16 protein-coding genes, 4 tRNA genes, 3 rRNA genes and 1 pseudogene are annotated in these 22,104 nt (G+C 43.9%); 20 read left to right on the plus strand and 4 right to left on the minus strand.

Features of this window, described 5'->3' with window-relative positions:
- Window positions 1-9: 9 nt before the first annotated feature.
- Window positions 10-1,098, plus strand: coding sequence for a mannan endo-1,4-beta-mannosidase (gmuG, locus tag JQX68_RS03350; RefSeq protein WP_134976448.1), 1,089 nt, complete (start codon window positions 10-12; stop codon window positions 1,096-1,098).
- A gap of 90 nt (window positions 1,099-1,188) precedes the next feature.
- On the opposite strand, the pseudogene JQX68_RS03355 reads toward gmuG, so the two are convergent.
- Window positions 1,189-1,558 (minus strand): annotated as a pseudogene (locus tag JQX68_RS03355) (manganese catalase family protein); the annotation flags it as partial.
- 288 nt (window positions 1,559-1,846) lie between these two features.
- On the opposite strand from JQX68_RS03355, the gene JQX68_RS03360 reads away from it, so the two are divergent.
- The 12 genes from JQX68_RS03360 (at window position 1,847) to tsaD (ending at window position 11,059) form a co-directional block, all read left to right on the plus strand.
- Window positions 1,847-1,923 (plus strand) — tRNA-Arg (locus JQX68_RS03360).
- Window positions 1,924-1,937: 14 nt separating this feature from the next.
- Window positions 1,938-2,011 (plus strand) — tRNA-Gly (locus tag JQX68_RS03365).
- A 96-nt stretch (window positions 2,012-2,107) separates the two neighbouring features.
- A 16S ribosomal RNA gene (locus JQX68_RS03370) occupies window positions 2,108-3,656 on the plus strand.
- A 170-nt stretch (window positions 3,657-3,826) separates the two neighbouring features.
- Window positions 3,827-6,754, plus strand: a 23S ribosomal RNA gene (locus JQX68_RS03375).
- A gap of 133 nt (window positions 6,755-6,887) precedes the next feature.
- Window positions 6,888-7,003, plus strand: a 5S ribosomal RNA gene (gene rrf, locus JQX68_RS03380).
- The 16S, 23S and 5S rRNA genes sit together here with 4 tRNA genes alongside, the layout of an rRNA operon.
- Before the next feature lie 21 nt (window positions 7,004-7,024).
- Window positions 7,025-7,101 (plus strand) — tRNA-Met (locus JQX68_RS03385).
- Between the two features lie 64 nt (window positions 7,102-7,165).
- Window positions 7,166-7,242: transfer RNA gene (locus JQX68_RS03390), tRNA-Asp, on the plus strand.
- A 180-nt stretch (window positions 7,243-7,422) separates the two neighbouring features.
- Window positions 7,423-8,400, plus strand: coding sequence for a thiamine-phosphate kinase (thiL, locus tag JQX68_RS03395; protein WP_134975894.1), 978 nt, complete (start codon window positions 7,423-7,425; stop codon window positions 8,398-8,400).
- Window positions 8,401-8,414: 14 nt separating this feature from the next.
- Window positions 8,415-8,891 (plus strand): tRNA (adenosine(37)-N6)-threonylcarbamoyltransferase complex ATPase subunit type 1 TsaE, encoded by a 477-nt coding sequence (gene tsaE / locus JQX68_RS03400; protein WP_069149068.1) that lies wholly within the window; start codon window positions 8,415-8,417, stop codon window positions 8,889-8,891.
- Window positions 8,872-9,561, plus strand: a complete 690-nt coding sequence (tsaB, locus tag JQX68_RS03405) for a tRNA (adenosine(37)-N6)-threonylcarbamoyltransferase complex dimerization subunit type 1 TsaB (RefSeq protein WP_069149069.1) — start codon at window positions 8,872-8,874, stop codon at window positions 9,559-9,561. The genes tsaE and tsaB overlap by 20 nt, the downstream gene beginning before the upstream one ends.
- Window positions 9,562-9,570: 9 nt before the next feature.
- A complete protein-coding gene (rimI, locus tag JQX68_RS03410; protein WP_147772980.1) occupies window positions 9,571-10,026 on the plus strand; it encodes a ribosomal protein S18-alanine N-acetyltransferase in 456 nt (151 codons plus the stop codon).
- Window positions 10,019-11,059, plus strand: a complete 1,041-nt coding sequence (gene tsaD, locus JQX68_RS03415; protein ID WP_014663007.1) for a tRNA (adenosine(37)-N6)-threonylcarbamoyltransferase complex transferase subunit TsaD — start codon at window positions 10,019-10,021, stop codon at window positions 11,057-11,059. Before rimI ends, tsaD begins: the two co-directional genes overlap by 8 nt.
- A gap of 225 nt (window positions 11,060-11,284) precedes the next feature.
- Here tsaD and JQX68_RS03420 read toward each other — a convergent pair whose 3' ends face one another.
- Window positions 11,285-13,213: an ABC-F family ATP-binding cassette domain-containing protein gene (locus tag JQX68_RS03420; RefSeq protein WP_147772981.1), complete on the minus strand. Its 1,929-nt coding sequence runs from the start codon at window positions 13,211-13,213 to the stop codon at window positions 11,285-11,287.
- Between the two features lie 125 nt (window positions 13,214-13,338).
- Between JQX68_RS03420 and moaC the strand changes: the two genes are divergently transcribed.
- From moaC to tatC, 4 genes are read left to right on the plus strand one after another with little or no spacing between them, the layout of a single operon-like run.
- Complete coding sequence (moaC, locus tag JQX68_RS03425) at window positions 13,339-13,851, plus strand: cyclic pyranopterin monophosphate synthase MoaC (RefSeq protein ID WP_003243499.1); 513 nt, start codon at window positions 13,339-13,341, stop codon at window positions 13,849-13,851.
- A complete protein-coding gene (locus JQX68_RS03430) occupies window positions 13,848-14,495 on the plus strand; it encodes a redox-sensing transcriptional repressor Rex (RefSeq protein ID WP_003234073.1) in 648 nt (215 codons plus the stop codon). Before moaC ends, JQX68_RS03430 begins: the two co-directional genes overlap by 4 nt.
- Before the next feature lie 21 nt (window positions 14,496-14,516).
- Window positions 14,517-14,690: a sec-independent protein translocase protein TatAY gene (gene tatAY, locus JQX68_RS03435; RefSeq protein WP_003234072.1), complete on the plus strand. Its 174-nt coding sequence runs from the start codon at window positions 14,517-14,519 to the stop codon at window positions 14,688-14,690.
- 6 nt (window positions 14,691-14,696) lie between these two features.
- On the plus strand, window positions 14,697-15,461 hold the full coding sequence (gene tatC, locus JQX68_RS03440) for a twin-arginine translocase subunit TatC (protein ID WP_080478173.1): 765 nt from the start codon (window positions 14,697-14,699) through the stop codon (window positions 15,459-15,461).
- 37 nt (window positions 15,462-15,498) lie between these two features.
- On the opposite strand, the gene JQX68_RS03445 is transcribed toward tatC, so the two are convergent.
- Both JQX68_RS03445 and JQX68_RS03450 read right to left on the minus strand, forming a co-directional pair.
- Complete coding sequence (locus JQX68_RS03445) at window positions 15,499-15,690, minus strand: YdiK family protein (protein WP_003225680.1); 192 nt, start codon at window positions 15,688-15,690, stop codon at window positions 15,499-15,501.
- Window positions 15,687-16,421: a CPBP family intramembrane glutamic endopeptidase gene (locus JQX68_RS03450; RefSeq protein WP_040083987.1), complete on the minus strand. Its 735-nt coding sequence runs from the start codon at window positions 16,419-16,421 to the stop codon at window positions 15,687-15,689. The genes JQX68_RS03445 and JQX68_RS03450 overlap by 4 nt, the downstream gene beginning before the upstream one ends.
- Window positions 16,422-16,660: 239 nt before the next feature.
- Here JQX68_RS03450 and groES point away from each other — a divergent pair, with 239 nt between their 5' ends.
- From groES to JQX68_RS03465, 3 genes are all read left to right on the plus strand, one after another.
- Entirely contained in the window at window positions 16,661-16,945 is a 285-nt protein-coding gene (groES, locus tag JQX68_RS03455; RefSeq protein WP_003155970.1) for a co-chaperone GroES, read from the plus strand.
- A gap of 44 nt (window positions 16,946-16,989) precedes the next feature.
- On the plus strand, window positions 16,990-18,624 hold the full coding sequence (gene groL, locus JQX68_RS03460; protein WP_069840090.1) for a chaperonin GroEL: 1,635 nt from the start codon (window positions 16,990-16,992) through the stop codon (window positions 18,622-18,624).
- A gap of 276 nt (window positions 18,625-18,900) precedes the next feature.
- The gene (locus JQX68_RS03465) at window positions 18,901-21,216 is read left to right on the plus strand and encodes a glycoside hydrolase domain-containing protein (protein WP_147772982.1); all 2,316 of its coding nucleotides are present in this window, start codon (window positions 18,901-18,903) and stop codon (window positions 21,214-21,216) included.
- Window positions 21,217-22,104: the final 888 nt, after the last annotated feature.

Here is a 22,104-nt window from a genome sequence, read left to right on the forward strand (position 1 = left end):
GAGTTGGATGTGGTTAAGAAATATACGATCTCTTTGCTCATTTTATTTTTACTTGCGTCTGCTGTTTTAGCAAAACCAGTTCAAGCGCATACTGTGTCTCCTGTAAATCCTAATGCACAGCAGACAACAAAAGCAGTGATGAATTGGCTTGCTCATCTGCCGAACCGTACGGAAAACAGAGTTCTTTCTGGCGCGTTCGGAGGTTACAGTCATGACACATTTTCTATGGCTGAGGCTGATAGAATCCGAAGCGCCGCCGGGCAATCGCCTGCTATATACGGCTGTGATTATGCCAGAGGGTGGCTTGAAACAGCAAATATTGAAGATTCAATAGATGTAAGCTGCAACAGCGATTTAATTTCGTATTGGAAAAATGGCGGAATTCCGCAAATCAGTTTGCACCTGGCGAACCCTGCTTTTCAGTCAGGGCATTTTAAAACACCGATTACAAATGATCAGTATAAAAAAATACTAGACTCTTCAACAGTAGAAGGGAAGCGGCTAAATGCCATGCTCAGCAAAATTGCTGACGGACTTCAAGAGCTGGAGAACCAAGGTGTGCCTGTTCTGTTCAGGCCGCTGCATGAAATGAACGGTGAATGGTTTTGGTGGGGACTTACATTATATAATCAAAAGGATAATGAAAGAATCTCTCTATATAAACAGCTCTACAAGAAAATCTATCATTATATGACCGACACAAGAGGACTTGATCATTTGCTTTGGGTTTACTCCCCCGACGCCAATCGAGATTTCAAAACCGATTTTTACCCTGGTGCGTCTTACGTGGATATTGTCGGACTAGATGCGTATTTCCAAGATGCCTATTCGATAAATGGATATGACCAACTAACTGCGCTTAATAAACCATTTGCTTTTGCAGAAGTGGGCCCGCAAACAGCAAACGGCAGCTTCGATTACAGCCTGTTCATCAATGCAATAAAACAAAAATATCCTAAAACCATTTACTTTCTCGCATGGAATGATGAATGGAGCCCAGCAGTAAACAAAGGTGCTTTAGCTTTATATCATGACAGCTGGACGCTCAATAAGGGAGAAATATGGAATGGTGATTCTTTAACGCCAATCGTTGAATGAATGATTTTCACAAATTAGAAGGTGCTCAAGAAGTTTCATTGAGCACCTTTCCGCCTTGATTAGGCATTCATATCGCCTAACCCCGGACTACCCTGCCGGAGGGTCTATGACTTGTAACTATCCGCCATTTCGGCTGGAGATCTCCCTTGATAGATTTCCCCGATTCTCGTTTCATCCAACCTGAAGGTAAACTGTGCATCATGGTAATTCAACATACTCTCTGCACTGTTAATATCATAATTTGGAACAGGGGAGAGCTTTGCCAACTCAACGCCCAATGTCTCGAGCGATTTCGCAAATGCATTCTGCGTACAATCAAAAAAGCAAGTGTTTCCCGAAACGTCTGATTAGAGCTCATTTCATAAATCCTTGTTTTTGGCAGTACGCCTGTCGACTCAAGAAGCAAGTTATCCAACAGGTCAGTAATTAAGTTTCCGTTGTTATACACCCATCTAATATTGTTTGTAAGATGAGATAAAATATATACAAAACAAAGGCGTGAAAGAAGAAAATAAAAAATACAGGAAAAGTATTGACCAAATAAAACAGGCATGGTATATTATTAAACGTCGCTGATGAACAGCGTGAAACAAAACGAAAAACAAAAAAGTTTTTCTAAGGTGTTTACAAGAATTTTAAAATGTGTATAATAAGAAAAGTCGAATTGAAAAAGATTCGAAAAACATTTTTAAAAAAACTTCTTGACTTCAACAACGAATGATAGTATGATAGTTAAGTCGCTTGATAAGCGCCCGTAGCTCAATTGGATAGAGCGTTTGACTACGGATCAAAAGGTTAGGGGTTCGACTCCTCTCGGGCGCGCCAATATAAGATATCACGCGGGTGTAGTTTAGTGGTAAAACCTCAGCCTTCCAAGCTGATGTCGTGAGTTCGATTCTCATCACCCGCTCCATTATTGAATGATCTTTGAAAACTAAACAAGACAAAACGTACCTGTTAATTCATTTTTATAAATCGCACAGCAATGTGCGTAGTCAGTCAAACTACTTTATCGGAGAGTTTGATCCTGGCTCAGGACGAACGCTGGCGGCGTGCCTAATACATGCAAGTCGAGCGGACAGATGGGAGCTTGCTCCCTGATGTTAGCGGCGGACGGGTGAGTAACACGTGGGTAACCTGCCTGTAAGACTGGGATAACTCCGGGAAACCGGGGCTAATACCGGATGCTTGTTTGAACCGCATGGTTCAAACATAAAAGGTGGCTTCGGCTACCACTTACAGATGGACCTGCGGCGCATTAGCTAGTTGGTGAGGTAATGGCTCACCAAGGCAACGATGCGTAGCCGACCTGAGAGGGTGATCGGCCACACTGGGACTGAGACACGGCCCAGACTCCTACGGGAGGCAGCAGTAGGGAATCTTCCGCAATGGACGAAAGTCTGACGGAGCAACGCCGCGTGAGTGATGAAGGTTTTCGGATCGTAAAGCTCTGTTGTTAGGGAAGAACAAGTATCGTTCGAATAGGGCGGTACCTTGACGGTACCTAACCAGAAAGCCACGGCTAACTACGTGCCAGCAGCCGCGGTAATACGTAGGTGGCAAGCGTTGTCCGGAATTATTGGGCGTAAAGGGCTCGCAGGCGGTTTCTTAAGTCTGATGTGAAAGCCCCCGGCTCAACCGGGGAGGGTCATTGGAAACTGGGGAACTTGAGTGCAGAAGAGGAGAGTGGAATTCCACGTGTAGCGGTGAAATGCGTAGAGATGTGGAGGAACACCAGTGGCGAAGGCGACTCTCTGGTCTGTAACTGACGCTGAGGAGCGAAAGCGTGGGGAGCGAACAGGATTAGATACCCTGGTAGTCCACGCCGTAAACGATGAGTGCTAAGTGTTAGGGGTTTCCGCCCCTTAGTGCTGCAGCTAACGCATTAAGCACTCCGCCTGGGGAGTACGGTCGCAAGACTGAAACTCAAAGGAATTGACGGGGGCCCGCACAAGCGGTGGAGCATGTGGTTTAATTCGAAGCAACGCGAAGAACCTTACCAGGTCTTGACATCCTCTGACAATCCTAGAGATAGGACGTCCCCTTCGGGGGCAGAGTGACAGGTGGTGCATGGTTGTCGTCAGCTCGTGTCGTGAGATGTTGGGTTAAGTCCCGCAACGAGCGCAACCCTTGATCTTAGTTGCCAGCATTCAGTTGGGCACTCTAAGGTGACTGCCGGTGACAAACCGGAGGAAGGTGGGGATGACGTCAAATCATCATGCCCCTTATGACCTGGGCTACACACGTGCTACAATGGACAGAACAAAGGGCAGCGAAACCGCGAGGTTAAGCCAATCCCACAAATCTGTTCTCAGTTCGGATCGCAGTCTGCAACTCGACTGCGTGAAGCTGGAATCGCTAGTAATCGCGGATCAGCATGCCGCGGTGAATACGTTCCCGGGCCTTGTACACACCGCCCGTCACACCACGAGAGTTTGTAACACCCGAAGTCGGTGAGGTAACCTTTTAGGAGCCAGCCGCCGAAGGTGGGACAGATGATTGGGGTGAAGTCGTAACAAGGTAGCCGTATCGGAAGGTGCGGCTGGATCACCTCCTTTCTAAGGATATTATACGGAATATAAGACCTTGGGTCTTATAAACAGAACGTTCCCTGTCTTGTTTAGTTTTGAAGGATCATTCCTTCGAAACGTGTTCTTTGAAAACTAGATAACAGTAGACATCACATTCAATTAGTAATGCAAGATATCACATAGTGATTCTTTTTAACGGTTAAGTTAGAAAGGGCGCACGGTGGATGCCTTGGCACTAGGAGCCGATGAAGGACGGGACGAACACCGATATGCTTCGGGGAGCTGTAAGCAAGCTTTGATCCGGAGATTTCCGAATGGGGAAACCCACCACTCGTAATGGAGTGGTATCCATATCTGAATTCATAGGATATGAGAAGGCAGACCCGGGGAACTGAAACATCTAAGTACCCGGAGGAAGAGAAAGCAAATGCGATTCCCTGAGTAGCGGCGAGCGAAACGGGATTAGCCCAAACCAAGAGGCTTGCCTCTTGGGGTTGTAGGACACTCTGTACGGAGTTACAAAGGAACGAGGTAGATGAAGAGGTCTGGAAAGGCCCGCCATAGAAGGTAACAGCCCTGTAGTCAAAACTTCGTTCTCTCCTGAGTGGATCCTGAGTACGGCGGAACACGTGAAATTCCGTCGGAATCCGGGAGGACCATCTCCCAAGGCTAAATACTCCCTAGTGACCGATAGTGAACCAGTACCGTGAGGGAAAGGTGAAAAGCACCCCGGAAGGGGAGTGAAAGAGATCCTGAAACCGTGTGCCTACAAGTAGTCAGAGCCCGTTAACGGGTGATGGCGTGCCTTTTGTAGAATGAACCGGCGAGTTACGATCCCGTGCAAGGTTAAGCAGAAGATGCGGAGCCGCAGCGAAAGCGAGTCTGAATAGGGCGCATGAGTACGTGGTCGTAGACCCGAAACCAGGTGATCTACCCATGTCCAGGGTGAAGTTCAGGTAACACTGAATGGAGGCCCGAACCCACGCACGTTGAAAAGTGCGGGGATGAGGTGTGGGTAGGGGTGAAATGCCAATCGAACCTGGAGATAGCTGGTTCTCTCCGAAATAGCTTTAGGGCTAGCCTCAAGGTAAGAGTCTTGGAGGTAGAGCACTGATTGGACTAGGGGCCCCTACCGGGTTACCGAATTCAGTCAAACTCCGAATGCCAATGACTTATCCTTGGGAGTCAGACTGCGAGTGATAAGATCCGTAGTCGAAAGGGAAACAGCCCAGACCGCCAGCTAAGGTCCCAAAGTATACGTTAAGTGGAAAAGGATGTGGAGTTGCTTAGACAACCAGGATGTTGGCTTAGAAGCAGCCACCATTTAAAGAGTGCGTAATAGCTCACTGGTCGAGTGACTCTGCGCCGAAAATGTACCGGGGCTAAACGTATCACCGAAGCTGCGGACTGTTCTTCGAACAGTGGTAGGAGAGCGTTCTAAGGGCTGTGAAGCCAGACCGGAAGGACTGGTGGAGCGCTTAGAAGTGAGAATGCCGGTATGAGTAGCGAAAGAGGGGTGAGAATCCCCTCCACCGAATGCCTAAGGTTTCCTGAGGAAGGCTCGTCCGCTCAGGGTTAGTCGGGACCTAAGCCGAGGCCGAAAGGCGTAGGCGATGGACAACAGGTTGATATTCCTGTACCACCTCCTCACCATTTGAGCAATGGGGGGACGCAGGAGGATAGGGTAAGCGCGGTATTGGATATCCGCGTCCAAGCAGTTAGGCTGGGAAATAGGCAAATCCGTTTCCCATAAGGCTGAGCTGTGATGGCGAGCGAAATATAGTAGCGAAGTTCCTGATTCCACACTGCCAAGAAAAGCCTCTAGCGAGGTGAGAGGTGCCCGTACCGCAAACCGACACAGGTAGGCGAGGAGAGAATCCTAAGGTGATCGAGAGAACTCTCGTTAAGGAACTCGGCAAAATGACCCCGTAACTTCGGGAGAAGGGGTGCTCTGTTAGGGTGCAAGCCCGAGAGAGCCGCAGTGAATAGGCCCAGGCGACTGTTTAGCAAAAACACAGGTCTCTGCGAAGCCGTAAGGCGAAGTATAGGGGCTGACGCCTGCCCGGTGCTGGAAGGTTAAGAGGAGCGCTTAGCGTAAGCGAAGGTGCGAATTGAAGCCCCAGTAAACGGCGGCCGTAACTATAACGGTCCTAAGGTAGCGAAATTCCTTGTCGGGTAAGTTCCGACCCGCACGAAAGGCGCAACGATCTGGGCACTGTCTCAACGAGAGACTCGGTGAAATTATAGTACCTGTGAAGATGCAGGTTACCCGCGACAGGACGGAAAGACCCCGTGGAGCTTTACTGCAGCCTGATATTGAATGTTGGTACAGCTTGTACAGGATAGGTAGGAGCCTTGGAAACCGGAGCGCCAGCTTCGGTGGAGGCATCGGTGGGATACTACCCTGGCTGTATTGACCTTCTAACCCGCCGCCCTTATCGGGCGGGGAGACAGTGTCAGGTGGGCAGTTTGACTGGGGCGGTCGCCTCCTAAAAGGTAACGGAGGCGCCCAAAGGTTCCCTCAGAATGGTTGGAAATCATTCGCAGAGTGTAAAGGCACAAGGGAGCTTGACTGCGAGACCTACAAGTCGAGCAGGGACGAAAGTCGGGCTTAGTGATCCGGTGGTTCCGCATGGAAGGGCCATCGCTCAACGGATAAAAGCTACCCCGGGGATAACAGGCTTATCTCCCCCAAGAGTCCACATCGACGGGGAGGTTTGGCACCTCGATGTCGGCTCATCGCATCCTGGGGCTGTAGTCGGTCCCAAGGGTTGGGCTGTTCGCCCATTAAAGCGGTACGCGAGCTGGGTTCAGAACGTCGTGAGACAGTTCGGTCCCTATCCGTCGCGGGCGCAGGAAATTTGAGAGGAGCTGTCCTTAGTACGAGAGGACCGGGATGGACGCACCGCTGGTGTACCAGTTGTTCTGCCAAGGGCATCGCTGGGTAGCTATGTGCGGACGGGATAAGTGCTGAAAGCATCTAAGCATGAAGCCCCCCTCAAGATGAGATTTCCCATTCCGCAAGGAAGTAAGATCCCTGAAAGATGATCAGGTTGATAGGTCTGAGGTGGAAGTGTGGCGACACATGGAGCTGACAGATACTAATCGATCGAGGACTTAACCACATTTTGAATGATGTCATACCTGTTATCTAGTTTTGAGAGAACATCTCTCTAAAGGCGGAAAGGTAAGGAAACTCCGCTAAGGGCTCTCACATCCTGTGAGAAACGCCCAGTACCTTCATCCTGAAGGCATTTGTTTGGTGGCGATAGCGAAGAGGTCACACCCGTTCCCATACCGAACACGGAAGTTAAGCTCTTCAGCGCCGATGGTAGTCGGGGGTTTCCCCCTGTGAGAGTAGGACGCCGCCAAGCTTTTATCTTAAATTACATCATCGCGGGGTGGAGCAGTTCGGTAGCTCGTCGGGCTCATAACCCGAAGGTCGCAGGTTCAAATCCTGCCCCCGCAACCAAATTATTTTGAATGAAAAAGGAGTGCCCAAAGGGTGCAACCGAAATAATACACTATATAAATATGGTCCGGTAGTTCAGTTGGTTAGAATGCCTGCCTGTCACGCAGGAGGTCGCGGGTTCGAGTCCCGTCCGGACCGCCATTAATGTAAACGAAACGATCATGTTTTCGTTTTTTTTGTGTTTTCTTTTACTGTATCTTCTGCTTGGTGTCTTAGCCAAGCTTTCTTTATATCGGCAACTTCTTGGATATTCTAGCAAAATTCGATAAACTAGGGGGAGCACATATAGGCATAACTAGGGTTGAAAGGAGGTTTTGCTTCATGGATGAATTTGATTTGATACATAGCATTACTCCACGGACCATTCACCATTCTTCCGTTGATGTAGGAATTGGTGATGATGCAGCGCTCTACACTGCGAAACACGGCGTTCAGGAAATTGTTTGTGTTGATACTATGGTAGAAGACGTGCACTTCAAATTACACTATTCCTCACCTGAAGATATCGGGTATAAGGCGTTAGCCGTTAATATAAGTGATATTGCCGCGATGGGCGGCATTCCTAAATATTATTTGGTATCAATTGCGGTACCTTCAAAATGGACTAAAGCTGAAATCAAGGCGATGTATGAAGGAATGAATGAACTGGGGAAACTATATCATATGGATCTGATTGGCGGTGATACAGTCTCTATCTCTGACAAATTAGTCGTAACTGTCACTGTGATCGGTGAAGTAGAAAAGGGAAGGGCCTGTTTACGCAGCTTGGCTAGACCGAATGATATAGTGTTTGTAACGGGTGAAATCGGTTCTTCTGCAGCAGGACTTTCTTTATTGCTGGAAGAGATTAATCTTCAAAACTCATCTGTGGAAACTGATTACTTTATCCACAGGCATAAACGGCCTCAGCCAAGAGTAAGTGTCGGCAGATTGTGCTCAAGTATGAATCGGGCGGCTTTAAATGATATTAGTGACGGATTGGCTAGTGAACTGAACGAGATTGCAGAAGCCAGCTGTGTTTCAATTGAAATTGATGAAAGCATGCTTCCAATTCATCCTGATTTGCCTAAGCTTCATCGTAATTGGAAAGAATGGGCTTTGTTTGGCGGTGAGGATTTTGAGCTGACAGGGACGGTTTCAAATGACGAATGGGAAGTGTTGAAGCAAAAGTGTGAAACGCATCAACTGCCCATTACAAAGATTGGCCATGTCAGAGAAAAAACAGAATCCAACGTGATCCTAAAAACTGATAACGGATTAAGGATCTTAGAGAAAAAAGGATATAATCATTTTAAATAAGACAGGTGACTCGTGTGAAGCAATTAAAGTGGAGAACCGTAAATCCTGAAGAAACAAAAGCAATTGCCAAGCTGGCTGCATCGTTTGCTAAACCGGGAGACGTCCTGACATTAGAGGGCGATTTAGGTGCAGGTAAAACGACTTTTACGAAAGGTTTTGCGGAAGGGCTGGGAATTACACGTGTTGTAAACAGTCCGACTTTTACAATTATAAAAGAATATAACGATGGCTCGCTTCCTCTTTATCATATGGATGTATATAGAATGGAAGATGAAAGTGAAGATTTGGGACTCGATGAATATTTTCACGGACAAGGTGTCTGTCTCATTGAATGGGCCCATTTAATTGAAGAACAGCTGCCGCAGGAGCGTCTGCAAATTGTCATCAAAAGAGCTGGTGATAGTGAGCGGGAAATCACCTTTACTGCTGTCGGGAATCGGTATGAAATGCTTTGTGAGGAGATAAGTAGACATGACAATATTAGCAATTGATACATCAAATTATACATTGGGCATTGCGCTGCTTCGAGGAGACACCGTTATAGCAGAATACATTACATACTTGAAAAAGAATCATTCTGTAAGAGCGATGCCTGCTGTTCATTCATTGCTGAGTGATTGTGATACGGCACCGCAGGACCTTTCTAAAATTGTCGTTGCAAAAGGCCCTGGTTCATACACAGGAGTAAGAATAGGTGTGACGCTGGCCAAAACACTTGCCTGGTCTTTAGACATTCCAATTGCTGCTGTATCAAGTCTTGAGACACTTGCGGCAAATGGCCGGCATTTTGAGGGTCTGATCTGCCCAATCTTTGATGCTAGACGGGGACAGGTGTACACAGGTCTGTATGAGTACAAAAATGGGCTTTTAGAGCAAGTTGCTCCGGATCAAAATGTGCTGCTGGCAGATTGGCTGGAGATGCTAAAAGAAAAGGACCGCCCAGTGCTGTTTTTAGGTCATGATACTTCTATTCACAAGCAGATGATCGAGGATGTGCTTGGAACAAAAGGGTTCATTGGAACTGCCGCCCAGCATAACCCGCGTCCTTCAGAATTGGCATTTCTCGGGAAGGAAAAGGAAGCAGCTGATGTTCATAGGCTTGTCCCTGATTACTTGCGGCTGGCAGAAGCTGAAGCGAAATGGATTGAAAGTCAAAAGTAGGGTGATAGGATGAAAACAAAAGCAGCGGTCAGAAATATGCGGCTTGAGGATATAGATCACGTATACGAAATCGAAGCATCCTCCTTTACGTCTCCTTGGACGAAGGATTCGTTTTATCATGAGCTGCTGGAAAACCCGTATGCTCATTATCTCGTGATTGAAAAGGACGGCCATCTAGCTGGGTATTGCGGGATTTGGATTGTGATGGACGATGCCCAAATTACAAATATAGCGATAAAACCAGAGTATCGCGGCCAGTCTTTAGGAAAAACGCTTTTTCGCTCAGCTGTTGAACTGTGCAAAGAAAAAGACGCAAGACGGCTTTCGCTTGAAGTGAGGGTTTCGAATCATCCTGCTCAAGGCTTATATAAGAAATTCGGGATGCAGCCCGGCGGAATAAGAAAGAACTATTATACTGATAACGGGGAAGATGCGTTAATTATGTGGGTGACGATAAATGAGTGAGCAAAAAGACATGTACGTATTAGGAATTGAAACAAGCTGTGACGAGACTGCGGCAGCTATTGTGAAAAATGGAAAAGAGATCATTTCAAACGTAGTAGCCTCTCAAATTGAAAGTCATAAGCGTTTTGGAGGCGTCGTTCCGGAAATAGCTTCAAGACATCATGTTGAACAAATCACTTTGGTTATAGAAGAGGCATTTCGCAAAGCTGGCATGACGTATAGGGATATTGATGCGATTGCAGTCACGGAAGGTCCGGGACTGGTGGGAGCGCTTCTTATTGGAGTGAATGCCGCTAAAGCATTGAGCTTTGCACATAACATTCCGTTAGTAGGCGTTCATCATATAGCTGGTCATATATACGCGAACCGTCTTGTAGAAGACATCGTGTTCCCGGCACTGGCATTGGTCGTTTCTGGAGGCCATACAGAACTGGTTTATATGAAGGAACATGGATCATTTGAAGTCATTGGGGAAACCCTTGATGATGCGGCAGGAGAAGCTTACGATAAAGTGGCGCGGACGATGGGTCTGCCATATCCAGGTGGACCGCAAATTGACAAGCTAGCTGAAAAAGGGAATGACAATATTCCGCTTCCTCGCGCATGGCTTGAAGAAGGCTCTTACAACTTCAGCTTTAGCGGATTGAAGTCTGCAGTGATCAATACGCTTCATAATGCGTCCCAAAAAGGGCAAGAGATTGCTCCGGAAGATTTGTCTGCCAGCTTCCAAAATAGTGTGATCGATGTCTTGGTGACCAAAACGGCACGCGCAGCAAAGGAATATGGTGTCAAACAGGTTCTTTTAGCTGGTGGAGTAGCTGCAAATAGAGGTCTCAGAGCTGCATTAGAAAAGGAATTTGCCCAGCACGAAGGGGTTTCGCTTGTCATTCCTCCGTTAGCGTTATGCACAGATAATGCGGCGATGATTGCTGCCGCTGGCACAATTGCTTTTGAAAAGGGTATTCGCGGTGCATACGATATGAATGGGCAGCCTGGCCTTGAATTGACTTCTTATCAAAGTCTCACGAGATAATAGCGTGAGACTTTTTATTTGTTATTAACAGATAATTCACAATTTATCCACATATCTGTGAGCAATTATAGAGATATAGATGGATAAAGGGCTGAAGTTACTGTTAATCAAGTGGATAAATTCAGAATATTTTGTGGATAATGTGTATAAAGCGCTTACTTCATCTGTTTATAAGGTTATTTTCTGTGGATAAAAAGCACCCCTGAAAAGAGGTGCTTGACTTTTTTAATCTTCTTCTGTGGATAGTTCTTCCCATTCGGACAAAAGGGATTCCAGCTCCTGATTGAGTTTCTCATTGTCTGCATGGATAGCTTGTACTTTTTCATGATCCTGATAGACTTCAGGATCACATAGCAATTCATCATTGCGGCTGATGTTTTCTTCAATGCTCTGAACAGTGGCTTCAATTTCTTCAATTCGACGAAGTCGTTGGCGCTCTTTCTTTTTCCATTCTTTTTCTTCCTCGTAGGAACGTTTGGAGTCAGACTTCACTGCAGCTGGCGTTGTTTCAGTTTCCTCTTGCTGATTCATTTTCTCCAATTCAAGCTGCTCTGTTTTCTTCTCTGTATAATAATCGTAATCTCCCAGATACTCCTCTATATGGCTTGAAGAAAGCTCCAGCACTCTTGTGGCGATTCTGTTAATAAAATATCTGTCATGTGAGACAAATAACAGTGTGCCTGGATAATCAATCAGCGCGTTTTCGAGAACTTCTTTGCTGTCTAAGTCCAGATGGTTTGTCGGTTCATCAAGGATGAGAAAGTTAGCTTTTTGAAGCATCAGCTTAGCTAGAGCCAATCTTGCTTTTTCGCCCCCGCTCAGTGAATGGACGGGTTTCAGCACGTCATCTCCGGAGAATAAGAAATTCCCGAGACACGTTCTGATTTCTTTTTCTGGGAGCCCGGGGTACTCGTCCCACAGCTCATCAAGGACACGTTTAGAGGAAGTCAGTTCAGCCTGTTCCTGATCATAATAGCCGACACTGACATTTGAGCCGAATGAGATCGTTCCTTGATCTGGTTTTAGGGTGTCTATTAATGTTTTCAACAATGTCGATTTACCAATTCCGTTAGGGCCGACAAGCGCGGCGCTTTCTCCTCTTGTCAGCATGAATGACACTTCTGTTAAAAGCGGCGGCTGGTTTTCATAGCTGATTGTGAGATCCTGAACACGGAGGACTTCATTTCCGCTCTGTTTTGTAATATCAAAATGAAAGTTTGCGGATTTTTCATCGCCAAGCGGTTTTGACATGACTTCCATTCGATCAAGCTGCTTTCTGCGGCTTTGCGCCCTTTTGGTGGTAGAGGCTCTCGCCAGATTTCGGTCTACGAAGTCTTGCAGCTTTGCGATTTCGTCCTGCTGCTTTTCATACAGTTTAAGATCCTTTTCATACTGCACGGCTTTTTGGTCGAGATAAGCGCTGTAGTTGCCGTGATACTTTTTGCTTTCGGCTCTTGATACCTCGTATACCTGGTTTACCACTTTGTCCAAAAAGTAGCGGTCATGCGAAACGATGAGAATGGCGCCTGAATAGCCTTGTAAATAATGCTCAAGCCACGTAAGCGTATCAATATCCAGATGGTTTGTCGGCTCATCGAGAATGAGTAAATCAGGCTGTGTTAACAGAAGCTTACCTAAAGCCAGTCTTGTTTTTTGGCCTCCGCTGAGGCTTTGAACCTGTGTAGAATCGTCAAAATGGCTGAAGCCGAGGCCATGCAGCACAGATCTGACATCCGCTTCATATTGATAGCCGCCTTTATCTTTGAATTCCTGCTGAAGGCGGTCGTAGGTTTTCATGATGCTTTCTAATTTACCCGGGTCAGCTGCCGCCATTTTTTCTTCTATAGCCCGCATTTCCTTTTCCATTGCTTTTAAGTGGTCAAAAACAGTCAGCAGCTCTTCTTTTATGGTAAGCTTAGAATCCAAGCCAGTATGCTGGGCGAGATATCCCATTGTAGTATCTTTCGGTTTAATAATTTCGCCCTTTTCATACGAAAGCTGGCCTGCGATAATTTTAAGGAGCGTGGATTTTCCGGCGCCATTTCTTCCTACAATGGCGATACGATCACGATTTCTGACTTCCAGCTTTATATTGTTTAAAATAGTATCAGCACCAAACGATTTGGACAGCTGATTAACTTGTAAGATCATCATATTATTTCACCTCTGTTATAATAAGTTAAGTGTAGCTTATGAACCAGAAGTCAGCAAACAATACATTGGCCATATAAGACATAGAGAAGAAAATAGTGTATGATCTGTTTAAGGAGCGTTTTAATATGAATGGATTTTCTCATTTTAATGAACAAGGCAGAGCCCAGATGGTGGATATCAGCGAAAAATCTTCGACTGTCCGTACTGCGGCGGCTGTTTCAAGCGTACACATGAAGAATGAGGTGTACGAGAAAATACAGAGTCACGATATCGGCAAAGGAGATGTACTGGCTGTCGCACAGGTGGCAGGCATTATGGCCGCAAAGCAAACGTCGAATATCATTCCAATGTGCCATCCGCTTTCATTGAGCGGGGTAGATATATCGTTTGACTGGAAAATAAAAGAAGCAGAAGTTATACTTCATATAAAAGCACAGGTCAAAACGAAAGGGAGTACAGGTGTGGAAATGGAAGCGCTCACTTCTGCATCGGTGTGCGCTCTTACCGTTTACGATATGTGCAAGGCCCTTGATAAGGGAATGGTCATCGGTCCTACTTTCTTGCTTGAGAAGACAGGCGGGAAAAACGGTGACTTTAAAAGAGAACTATCCGAGTATAATTTGGAGGACCAAAAATGAATAAGGATCAATCAAAAATTCCGCAGGCGACGGCGAAACGGCTGCCGCTTTACTATCGCTTTTTAAAGAATCTGCATGCGTCAGGAAAACAGCGTGTATCATCCGCTGAACTCAGTGATGCCGTAAAGGTTGATTCTGCCACGATTCGGAGGGATTTTTCCTATTTTGGAGCTCTTGGCAAAAAAGGATACGGATATAATGTGGATTATTTGCTGTCTTTTTTTCGAAAAACGCTTGATCAGGATGAGATGACTGATGTCATTTTGATTGGTGTCGGGAACTTGGGAACGGCATTTCTTCACTATAATTTCACAAAAAATAATAACACAAAAATTTCTATGGCTTTTGATATAAATGAGAGTAAAATAGGAACTGAGGTAGGCGGCGTGCCCGTCTATAACCTTGATGACCTTGAACAACACGTAAAAGATGAATCAGTTGCCATTCTTACAGTGCCAGCAGTTGCCGCTCAATCCATTACAGACAGATTGGTTGCGTTAGGAATCAAGGGAATCCTTAATTTTACGCCGGCCCGTTTGAATGTGCCGGAACACATTCGAATTCATCATATAGATTTAGCAGTTGAGCTTCAGTCACTGGTTTATTTCTTGAAGCATTATTCAGTTTTAGAGGAAATCGAATAGAGGGAAAGGAGGAGCCCAAATATGCCGATCGGCCCTGGAAGCCTTGCTGTTATCGCAATCGTTGCTCTGATTATCTTCGGTCCCAAAAAGCTGCCTGAATTGGGCAAAGCAGCCGGAGACACACTTCGTGAATTCAAAAACGCTACTAAAGGATTAACGAGTGATGAAGAGGAAAAAAAGAAAGAAGATCAGTAAGTTAGGATGACACGAATGAAAGTGAATCAAATGTCGCTGCTGGAGCATATTGCTGAGCTTCGAAAACGGTTGCTGATTGTAGCGCTGGCGTTTGTCGTTTTCTTTATTGCTGGATTTTTTTTAGCGAAGCCGATTATTGTGTATCTGCAAGAAACAGATGAAGCGAAGCAGCTTACGCTTAACGCGTTTAACCTGACAGACCCGCTTTATGTGTTTATGCAGTTTGCGTTTATCATCGGCATCGTCCTGACCTCGCCGGTTATTCTTTATCAGCTTTGGGCATTTGTGAGCCCGGGCCTCTATGAGAAGGAGCGCAAAGTAACGCTCAGCTACATTCCGATCTCTATATTGCTGTTTTTAGCGGGCTTATCTTTTTCATATTATATTTTATTTCCTTTTGTTGTTGATTTTATGAAGCGGATCTCTCAGGACTTGAATGTCAATCAGGTGATCGGAATTAATGAATATTTTCATTTTCTTCTGCAGCTGACGATTCCGTTTGGATTGCTGTTCCAAATGCCGGTCATTCTCATGTTTTTGACCAGGCTCGGAATTGTGACACCGATGTTTTTAGCGAAAATCAGAAAGTATGCGTATTTTACGCTCTTGGTGATCGCTGCCCTGATTACACCGCCTGAGCTACTGTCCCATATGATGGTGACGGTCCCGCTTTTAATTTTATATGAAATCAGTATTCTGATATCGAAGACCGCTTATCGGAAAGCGCAGAAAAGCAGTGCTGCCGATCAGGACGTGTCTTCCGGGCAATAATAAAAAATCCATTTCTCATGCGAGAAATGGATTTTCTTTATTTCTGGTTCTTTTTGATTTTAAATGAAAAGGCGAACATCTTAAAAGAAATGCTGATGTTGTAAGCGGCGAACACCATCAGCAGGATGGAGTAAAATGACCACATGCTGCCTGGCGAGCTTGCGGCAAGATAAGTAAAGATGCACCCTACGGCAAAGTAGATCATTCCCCAAACTACCGGGTTTCTCATAAAAATAATCCTCCAATAATCAGTTGCATTTGTGTACTCTGCTGTTCAAGGTATTTCTGAACAGGCTCAAGCTGCATGATGACGACGAATGTATTCATCATTAAATGGGCGAAAATCGGTACCCATATCCGTTTTGTTCTCGCATATAAAAAGGCAAAGGTGAAGCCCATTGCTGTATATAGAAGAAGATGCTTCAAATCAGCGTGAACAATACCGAAAATAACCGAGCTAATCAGTCCGGCGAAGAAGAAATTCGTTTTTTCGTACAGCGTCCCGAAAATGATTTTTCTGAAGATGATTTCTTCCAATATAGGCCCGATGATTGAAGAAACGATAATCATGAGCGGGACTGCCTGAATGACATCCAGAATCGCTTGTGTATTTTCTGATTCTCTTCCGATGCCAAATACATAGTATTCAATAGAGCCTGCTATTCCTTGAGAGAAAAGGGCAATGAAAAAACCGGTTATCGCCCAAAGGATAGAAAGTCCGATTGAGTCCTTCTGTCCGTTTCGCAGTGTTTCTTTCGGAACGGTTCTCAGAATGAGCAGAACAACAACGAGACAGGCGATAAAGCTGATAACGGACCATAATCCTTGTGCATGCAGCATATTTTCATCTGTAGGCTGTCCTCCGGCATAACCGAATTTAAATAACAAGGGAATCGCGATTAATGCGGAAAACTGCATGATGATATATGTCAAAATAATAAACCAATACTGTTTTCTCAAATGGTATGTACTCCTTTGTTAAGTGGGTTTCGTTCATCTACAGCTATTGTAACATAATCGGTACGGGGGTGAAAAAAGCTAACGGAAAAGGGAGCTGAAAAGAATGATGTAAGCGTGAAAAATTTTTTATCTTATCACTTGAAATTGGAAGGGAGATTCTTTATTATAAGAATTGTGTTAGCACTCTTTAGTGCTGAGTGCTAAAATTACATATTCATACTATTGAGGAGGTTATTACATTGTTAAAGCCATTAGGTGATCGCGTTGTCATTGAACTCGTAGAATCTGAAGAAAAAACTGCCAGCGGAATTGTGTTGCCGGATTCTGCAAAAGAAAAACCGCAAGAAGGCAAAATCGTGGCAGCTGGTTCAGGTCGCGTGTTAGAAAGCGGAGAGCGCGTTGCTTTAGAAGTAAAAGAGGGCGACCGCATTATCTTCTCAAAATACGCAGGTACTGAAGTGAAATACGAAGGTACTGAATACTTAATCTTACGTGAAAGCGACATTTTAGCTGTTATTGGCTAATTCTTAAATAAAAACATTTAAAAATTCGAGGAGGTACTGTAAACATGGCAAAAGATATTAAGTTTAGTGAAGAAGCCCGCCGCGCAATGCTTCGCGGTGTCGATGCACTTGCTGATGCTGTTAAAGTAACTTTAGGACCAAAAGGACGCAACGTGGTTCTAGAGAAAAAATTCGGTTCTCCGTTAATCACAAATGACGGTGTAACAATTGCTAAAGAAATCGAACTCGAAGACGCGTTTGAAAACATGGGTGCGAAGCTTGTTGCTGAAGTAGCCAGCAAAACAAACGACGTTGCCGGTGACGGTACAACAACTGCGACAGTTCTTGCGCAAGCAATGATCCGTGAAGGCCTTAAAAACGTAACAGCAGGCGCTAACCCTGTAGGCGTGCGTAAAGGTATGGAACAAGCTGTAGCGGTTGCGATCGAAAACTTAAAAGAAATTTCTAAGCCAATCGAAGGCAAAGAGTCTATCGCTCAGGTTGCTGCGATCTCTGCTGCTGATGAGGAAGTCGGAAGCCTTATCGCTGAAGCAATGGAGCGCGTAGGAAACGACGGCGTTATCACAATCGAAGAGTCTAAAGGCTTCACAACTGAGCTTGAAGTTGTTGAAGGTATGCAGTTCGACCGCGGATATGCGTCTCCTTACATGGTAACTGACTCTGATAAGATGGAAGCGGTTCTTGACAATCCTTACATCTTAATCACAGACAAAAAAATCACAAACATTCAAGAAATCCTTCCTGTGCTTGAGCAGGTTGTTCAGCAAGGCAAACCATTGCTTCTGATCGCAGAAGACGTTGAAGGCGAAGCACTTGCAACACTTGTTGTGAACAAACTTCGCGGCACATTCAACGCAGTGGCTGTTAAAGCTCCTGGCTTCGGTGACCGCCGTAAAGCAATGCTTGAAGACATCGCTGTCCTTACTGGCGGAGAAGTCATCACAGAAGATCTTGGCCTTGACCTGAAATCTACTCAAATCGCTCAATTGGGACGCGCTTCTAAAGTTGTCGTTACTAAAGAAAACACAACAATCGTTGAAGGCGCTGGCGAAACAGACAAAATTTCTGCCCGCGTGACTCAAATCCGCGCTCAAGTGGAAGAAACAACTTCTGAATTCGACAGAGAAAAATTACAAGAGCGTCTTGCTAAACTTGCTGGCGGCGTAGCTGTCATCAAAGTCGGCGCTGCGACTGAAACTGAGCTGAAAGAGCGTAAACTTCGCATCGAAGACGCCCTGAACTCAACTCGCGCAGCTGTTGAAGAAGGCATCGTATCCGGTGGTGGTACAGCGCTTGTAAACGTATATAACAAAGTCGCTGCAGTTGAAGCTGAAGGCGATGCTCAAACAGGTATCAACATCGTGCTTCGCGCGCTTGAAGAGCCAATCCGTCAAATCGCACACAACGCTGGTCTTGAAGGATCTGTCATCGTTGAACGCCTCAAAAACGAAGAAATCGGCGTAGGCTTCAACGCTGCAACTGGCGAATGGGTAAACATGATCGACAAAGGTATCGTTGACCCAACCAAAGTGACACGTTCTGCACTGCAAAACGCTGCGTCTGTAGCGGCTATGTTGTTAACAACTGAAGCCGTTGTTGCTGACAAGCCAGAAGAAAACGCTGGCGGCGCAGGAATGCCTGATATGGGCGGCATGGGCGGTATGGGCGGTATGATGTAATCAAACGGCGAAAACCTTTGATATACCAAGGGTTTGACCGTTTTTCATCACCCGTGCAGCTGAAAAAATAACAAAAAAATAACATTCATTGAGGATGCTTCCAAAAGTCTACTGGACTTTAGAAGAAGCATCCTTTTTCATTTATAAGTATTTTAATGCATAAAAAACCTATTGATGAAGTTTGCCATATTATGATGAAACCCTTCTCAACTGAGAAGGGTTTTCTTGTCATACGCTTGCCACCTAGACATGAATACTATAAAAGAGGTGACTATAATGGATGAAATGATTCAGAAAGTACAACTATGGGTAAATGCTGCTTACTCTGGAAAGCCTGGCTTCGTTCCAGCCCCTGAAAATGGGAAAACTGGTTGGTCCACGATGTATGCTTTAACTAGGGCTTTGCAAATTGAACTTGGAATCTCTACACCTGCTGATAATTTTGGACCAGGAACTGAAGTAGCGTACAAATCATGGGGAGAAATGGAAATTGGGCGTATTCCTACTGATGACAAAGGAAAAAGAATTGTACTAATTCTTCAAGGAGCAATGTATTGTAAAGGTTACAATCCAACTGGATTTACAGGAACTTTTGGAGAAGGGACTAAAGCTGCAGTAATTAAATTGCAAACTGATGCGGGACTGCCTATTCGTGACGGGAAAGTTTATTCCTATATATTTAAAGCATTTTTAACTATGGATGCTTATGTGCTCACATCTGGTGGTAATTCTAGAATTAGAGAGATGCAAAGAGATCTTAATTCAAAATATTACAAAACATCTGGAGTCCAACCATGTGATGGTTACTACCAAAGAGGGACTAATAAAGCTTTAATTTACGGTATTCAAACAGAAGAGGGAATTGCTCCCTCTCTACAAACGGGATCAATAGGGCCTTCTACGACCAACCTTTTACCAACTCTGAGCATAGGAAATACTAATGCAAACTTTGTTAAGCTCCTTCAATATGCATTATATGTAAATGATTTCAATCCAGGAGAATTCAATGGACAGTACAGTACACTATTAAAAAATGCAGTTGCTGAATTCCAAAAATTTGTTAAGTTGCCAGCTGATGGAGTTACAGGAAAACAAACTTGGCTTTCTTTGTTGCAGAGTAAAGGAGATCCTAATCGTAAAGGAAAAGCTTGTGATTGTATAACAGAAGTTACGTCTGCTAGAGCTAAAGCTTTAAAAAATGCAGGCTATGAAACTATTGGTCGTTATCTTGTAGATATTCCAGGAGGATTGGAGAAAAAAATAAAACCTGGCGAATTAAAAACTATTTTTAATGCTGGTTTAACTGTTTTTCCTATATATCAAACTTATGGGAATAATTCAAGACATTTCAGTGAGGCTCAAGGAAAAAGAGATGCTCAAGATGCTTTTACAGCTGCCAAAAATTATGGATTTAAAAATGGAACAACAATATATTTTGCCGTGGATTTTGACGCTTTAGGAGATGATATAACTAACAAAATTCTTCCACACTTTAAGGGCATTAATGAACAAATGAAATATCTGGGGAATCGTTATAAAGTTGGAATATATGGTGCCCGGAATGTTTGCAGTCAAGTATCGCAGAAAGGCTGGGCAACAACCAGTTTTGTAAGTGATATGTCCACGGGATTTAGTGCAAATTTAGGCTATCCATTGCCAAAAAATTGGGCATTCGATCAAATTTCAACTATTAGTGTTGGTTCAGGAGACAGTAAAATTGAAATAGACAATAATATTAAGTCGGGACTTGATAACGGGGCTTCAGGTCTTGATTTCTCAACTGATCTCAATCAAGAGCTATACAAGCAATTATATGAAATTCAACTTTTAGGCCTTCAATATACAAACAATGATATCAATGAAGCGAATAAGCTTACAACCAACTATTATCGTCGCAAAAGATATGAATCATTAATATGGACATTAACTTCTGGACAATTTGATAAAGGGTTTGAGGAATATGTTATTAGTGCTGTAGGAGAAAATAGTTTTGTCTATGCAACTGATCCCGTTTCAAAAACTGAAGTTATTGATTTTCCTCATCTTATGGCTACATTATCTGCTCTATTGTATGCGAATCTTCCGTTAGTTGGAACTACACAGCAAGATTTAGCAGGGTGGGGTGGTGATTTATTTACTGTGGCTGCAGATGTATATAAAAATAGAGATAAGTATAGTGGCGACAATGAAACAAGAACATATAAAGCTGCTTACGACTTGATCGGTACAAAAACATCGGCTGGCAACTTTGATAATTCGGATTTCCTTGGAGATATCGATGCTATTAACATCGCACAGATCTTATTAAATAATAAAACTAAGCCAATTTTAAATGCAGTTCAAGAGTATTATAATAGTCTTGTTTTCTCAAGATATAAGCTATTTTATAAAAATAAATTTAATAGTAATGAAAATAATTTGAGACTGAATGCGAGTAATATTATGATTGGAGATAATCCTGATATTACAGCGGCAAGGGTAGCCCTAAGGGGTTCAATGCAAATGGAAGTCCCTTATTATACGGAAGAAGAGGGAGAAATTATTGCAAATGCTTTTGCTGATAAAATACTAGACCTTGTAGCAAGTGAATAGATAATTTAGAGTGGAGTACCATACATTTCGAAAAATATGGTACTCTATATTTTAAGATCTTAAGAATATACAACAAATTATAAGTTCAATTTTCTTTTTGATTTAATGGAAGGAAAGAAAGGGGAAGACATGAGGAAATATTTAGGGATAGTGTCACTTATCATGCTGTTATTCACATTGTGTTTTCTACCCTATATCCATTGGGCGCTTGGAATTCTAGGGATAGTTTTGGGGGGGATTATAGCATTTAAAGCACCTAAAGGGATTGCTAAGTATCTTTCTATTTTTATCCTAGCACTCTGTATTCTTTTACTCTTATTATTGATCGTAGCAGGCCTTTTGATGGCGGGTTTAGTCGGGAAGTAACGATTATGTATAACCATCCTACATTTGGTCAAAACTAAAATTATTTAAGATGTATGCTATAAAAGATTACTAAAAGTAAGACTAAGCTTTCAAAAACTCAAAAGCCCTTTTATTTCTCAATGGAATATCCATTTTGAAAATAGTAGACTTCAAAGGCCGGTTTCTTTTTTACAAGAAATTCTTTTCGGCATAAGCAGAATTTGATTTGCCTAAGCGAATCGTACAAAGAGGTTCACTGTTTTAAAAAATTGATTAATACATAAATCTTTTTCATCATAAATAAGTTAAACCCTAATATGGTGAAATGAAGGAATCTGCTGATTTCATTAAATGATATTCACGGATATCTTCATGGTATCCGTTTAGATAGACAGTTCTAAAGATAAATTTATTATAATAGGGCGTAACAGATGGTTTCTTGGATTGAATATCAACGATAAAATATTCTGCATCACTCACTATAAACTGGAAGAAATGCACTAGCTTTATGAAAATACAACCAACTTACAAATTCTCCTCACA

This window comes from Bacillus sp. LJBS06 (assembly GCF_016924995.1).
GTDB lineage: Bacteria > Bacillota > Bacilli > Bacillales > Bacillaceae > Bacillus > Bacillus stercoris.

Bases quoted from the DNA above. Each gene is read 5' to 3' on its own strand.
- thiL (WP_134975894.1), top strand. From the start codon at position 7,423: ATGGATGAATTTGATTTGATACATAGCATTACTCCACGGACCATTCAC.
- tsaB (WP_069149069.1), top strand. From the start codon at position 8,872: ATGACAATATTAGCAATTGATACATCAAATTATACATTGGGCATTGCG.
- rimI (WP_147772980.1), top strand. From the start codon at position 9,571: ATGAAAACAAAAGCAGCGGTCAGAAATATGCGGCTTGAGGATATAGAT.
- tsaD (WP_014663007.1), top strand. From the start codon at position 10,019: ATGAGTGAGCAAAAAGACATGTACGTATTAGGAATTGAAACAAGCTGT.
- JQX68_RS03420 (WP_147772981.1), bottom strand. From the start codon at position 13,213: ATGATGATCTTACAAGTTAATCAGCTGTCCAAATCGTTTGGTGCTGAT.
- moaC (WP_003243499.1), top strand. From the start codon at position 13,339: ATGAATGGATTTTCTCATTTTAATGAACAAGGCAGAGCCCAGATGGTG.
- JQX68_RS03430 (WP_003234073.1), top strand. From the start codon at position 13,848: ATGAATAAGGATCAATCAAAAATTCCGCAGGCGACGGCGAAACGGCTG.
- tatAY (WP_003234072.1), top strand. From the start codon at position 14,517: ATGCCGATCGGCCCTGGAAGCCTTGCTGTTATCGCAATCGTTGCTCTG.
- tatC (WP_080478173.1), top strand. From the start codon at position 14,697: ATGACACGAATGAAAGTGAATCAAATGTCGCTGCTGGAGCATATTGCT.
- JQX68_RS03445 (WP_003225680.1), bottom strand. From the start codon at position 15,690: ATGAGAAACCCGGTAGTTTGGGGAATGATCTACTTTGCCGTAGGGTGC.
- groL (WP_069840090.1), top strand. From the start codon at position 16,990: ATGGCAAAAGATATTAAGTTTAGTGAAGAAGCCCGCCGCGCAATGCTT.
- JQX68_RS03465 (WP_147772982.1), top strand. From the start codon at position 18,901: ATGGATGAAATGATTCAGAAAGTACAACTATGGGTAAATGCTGCTTAC.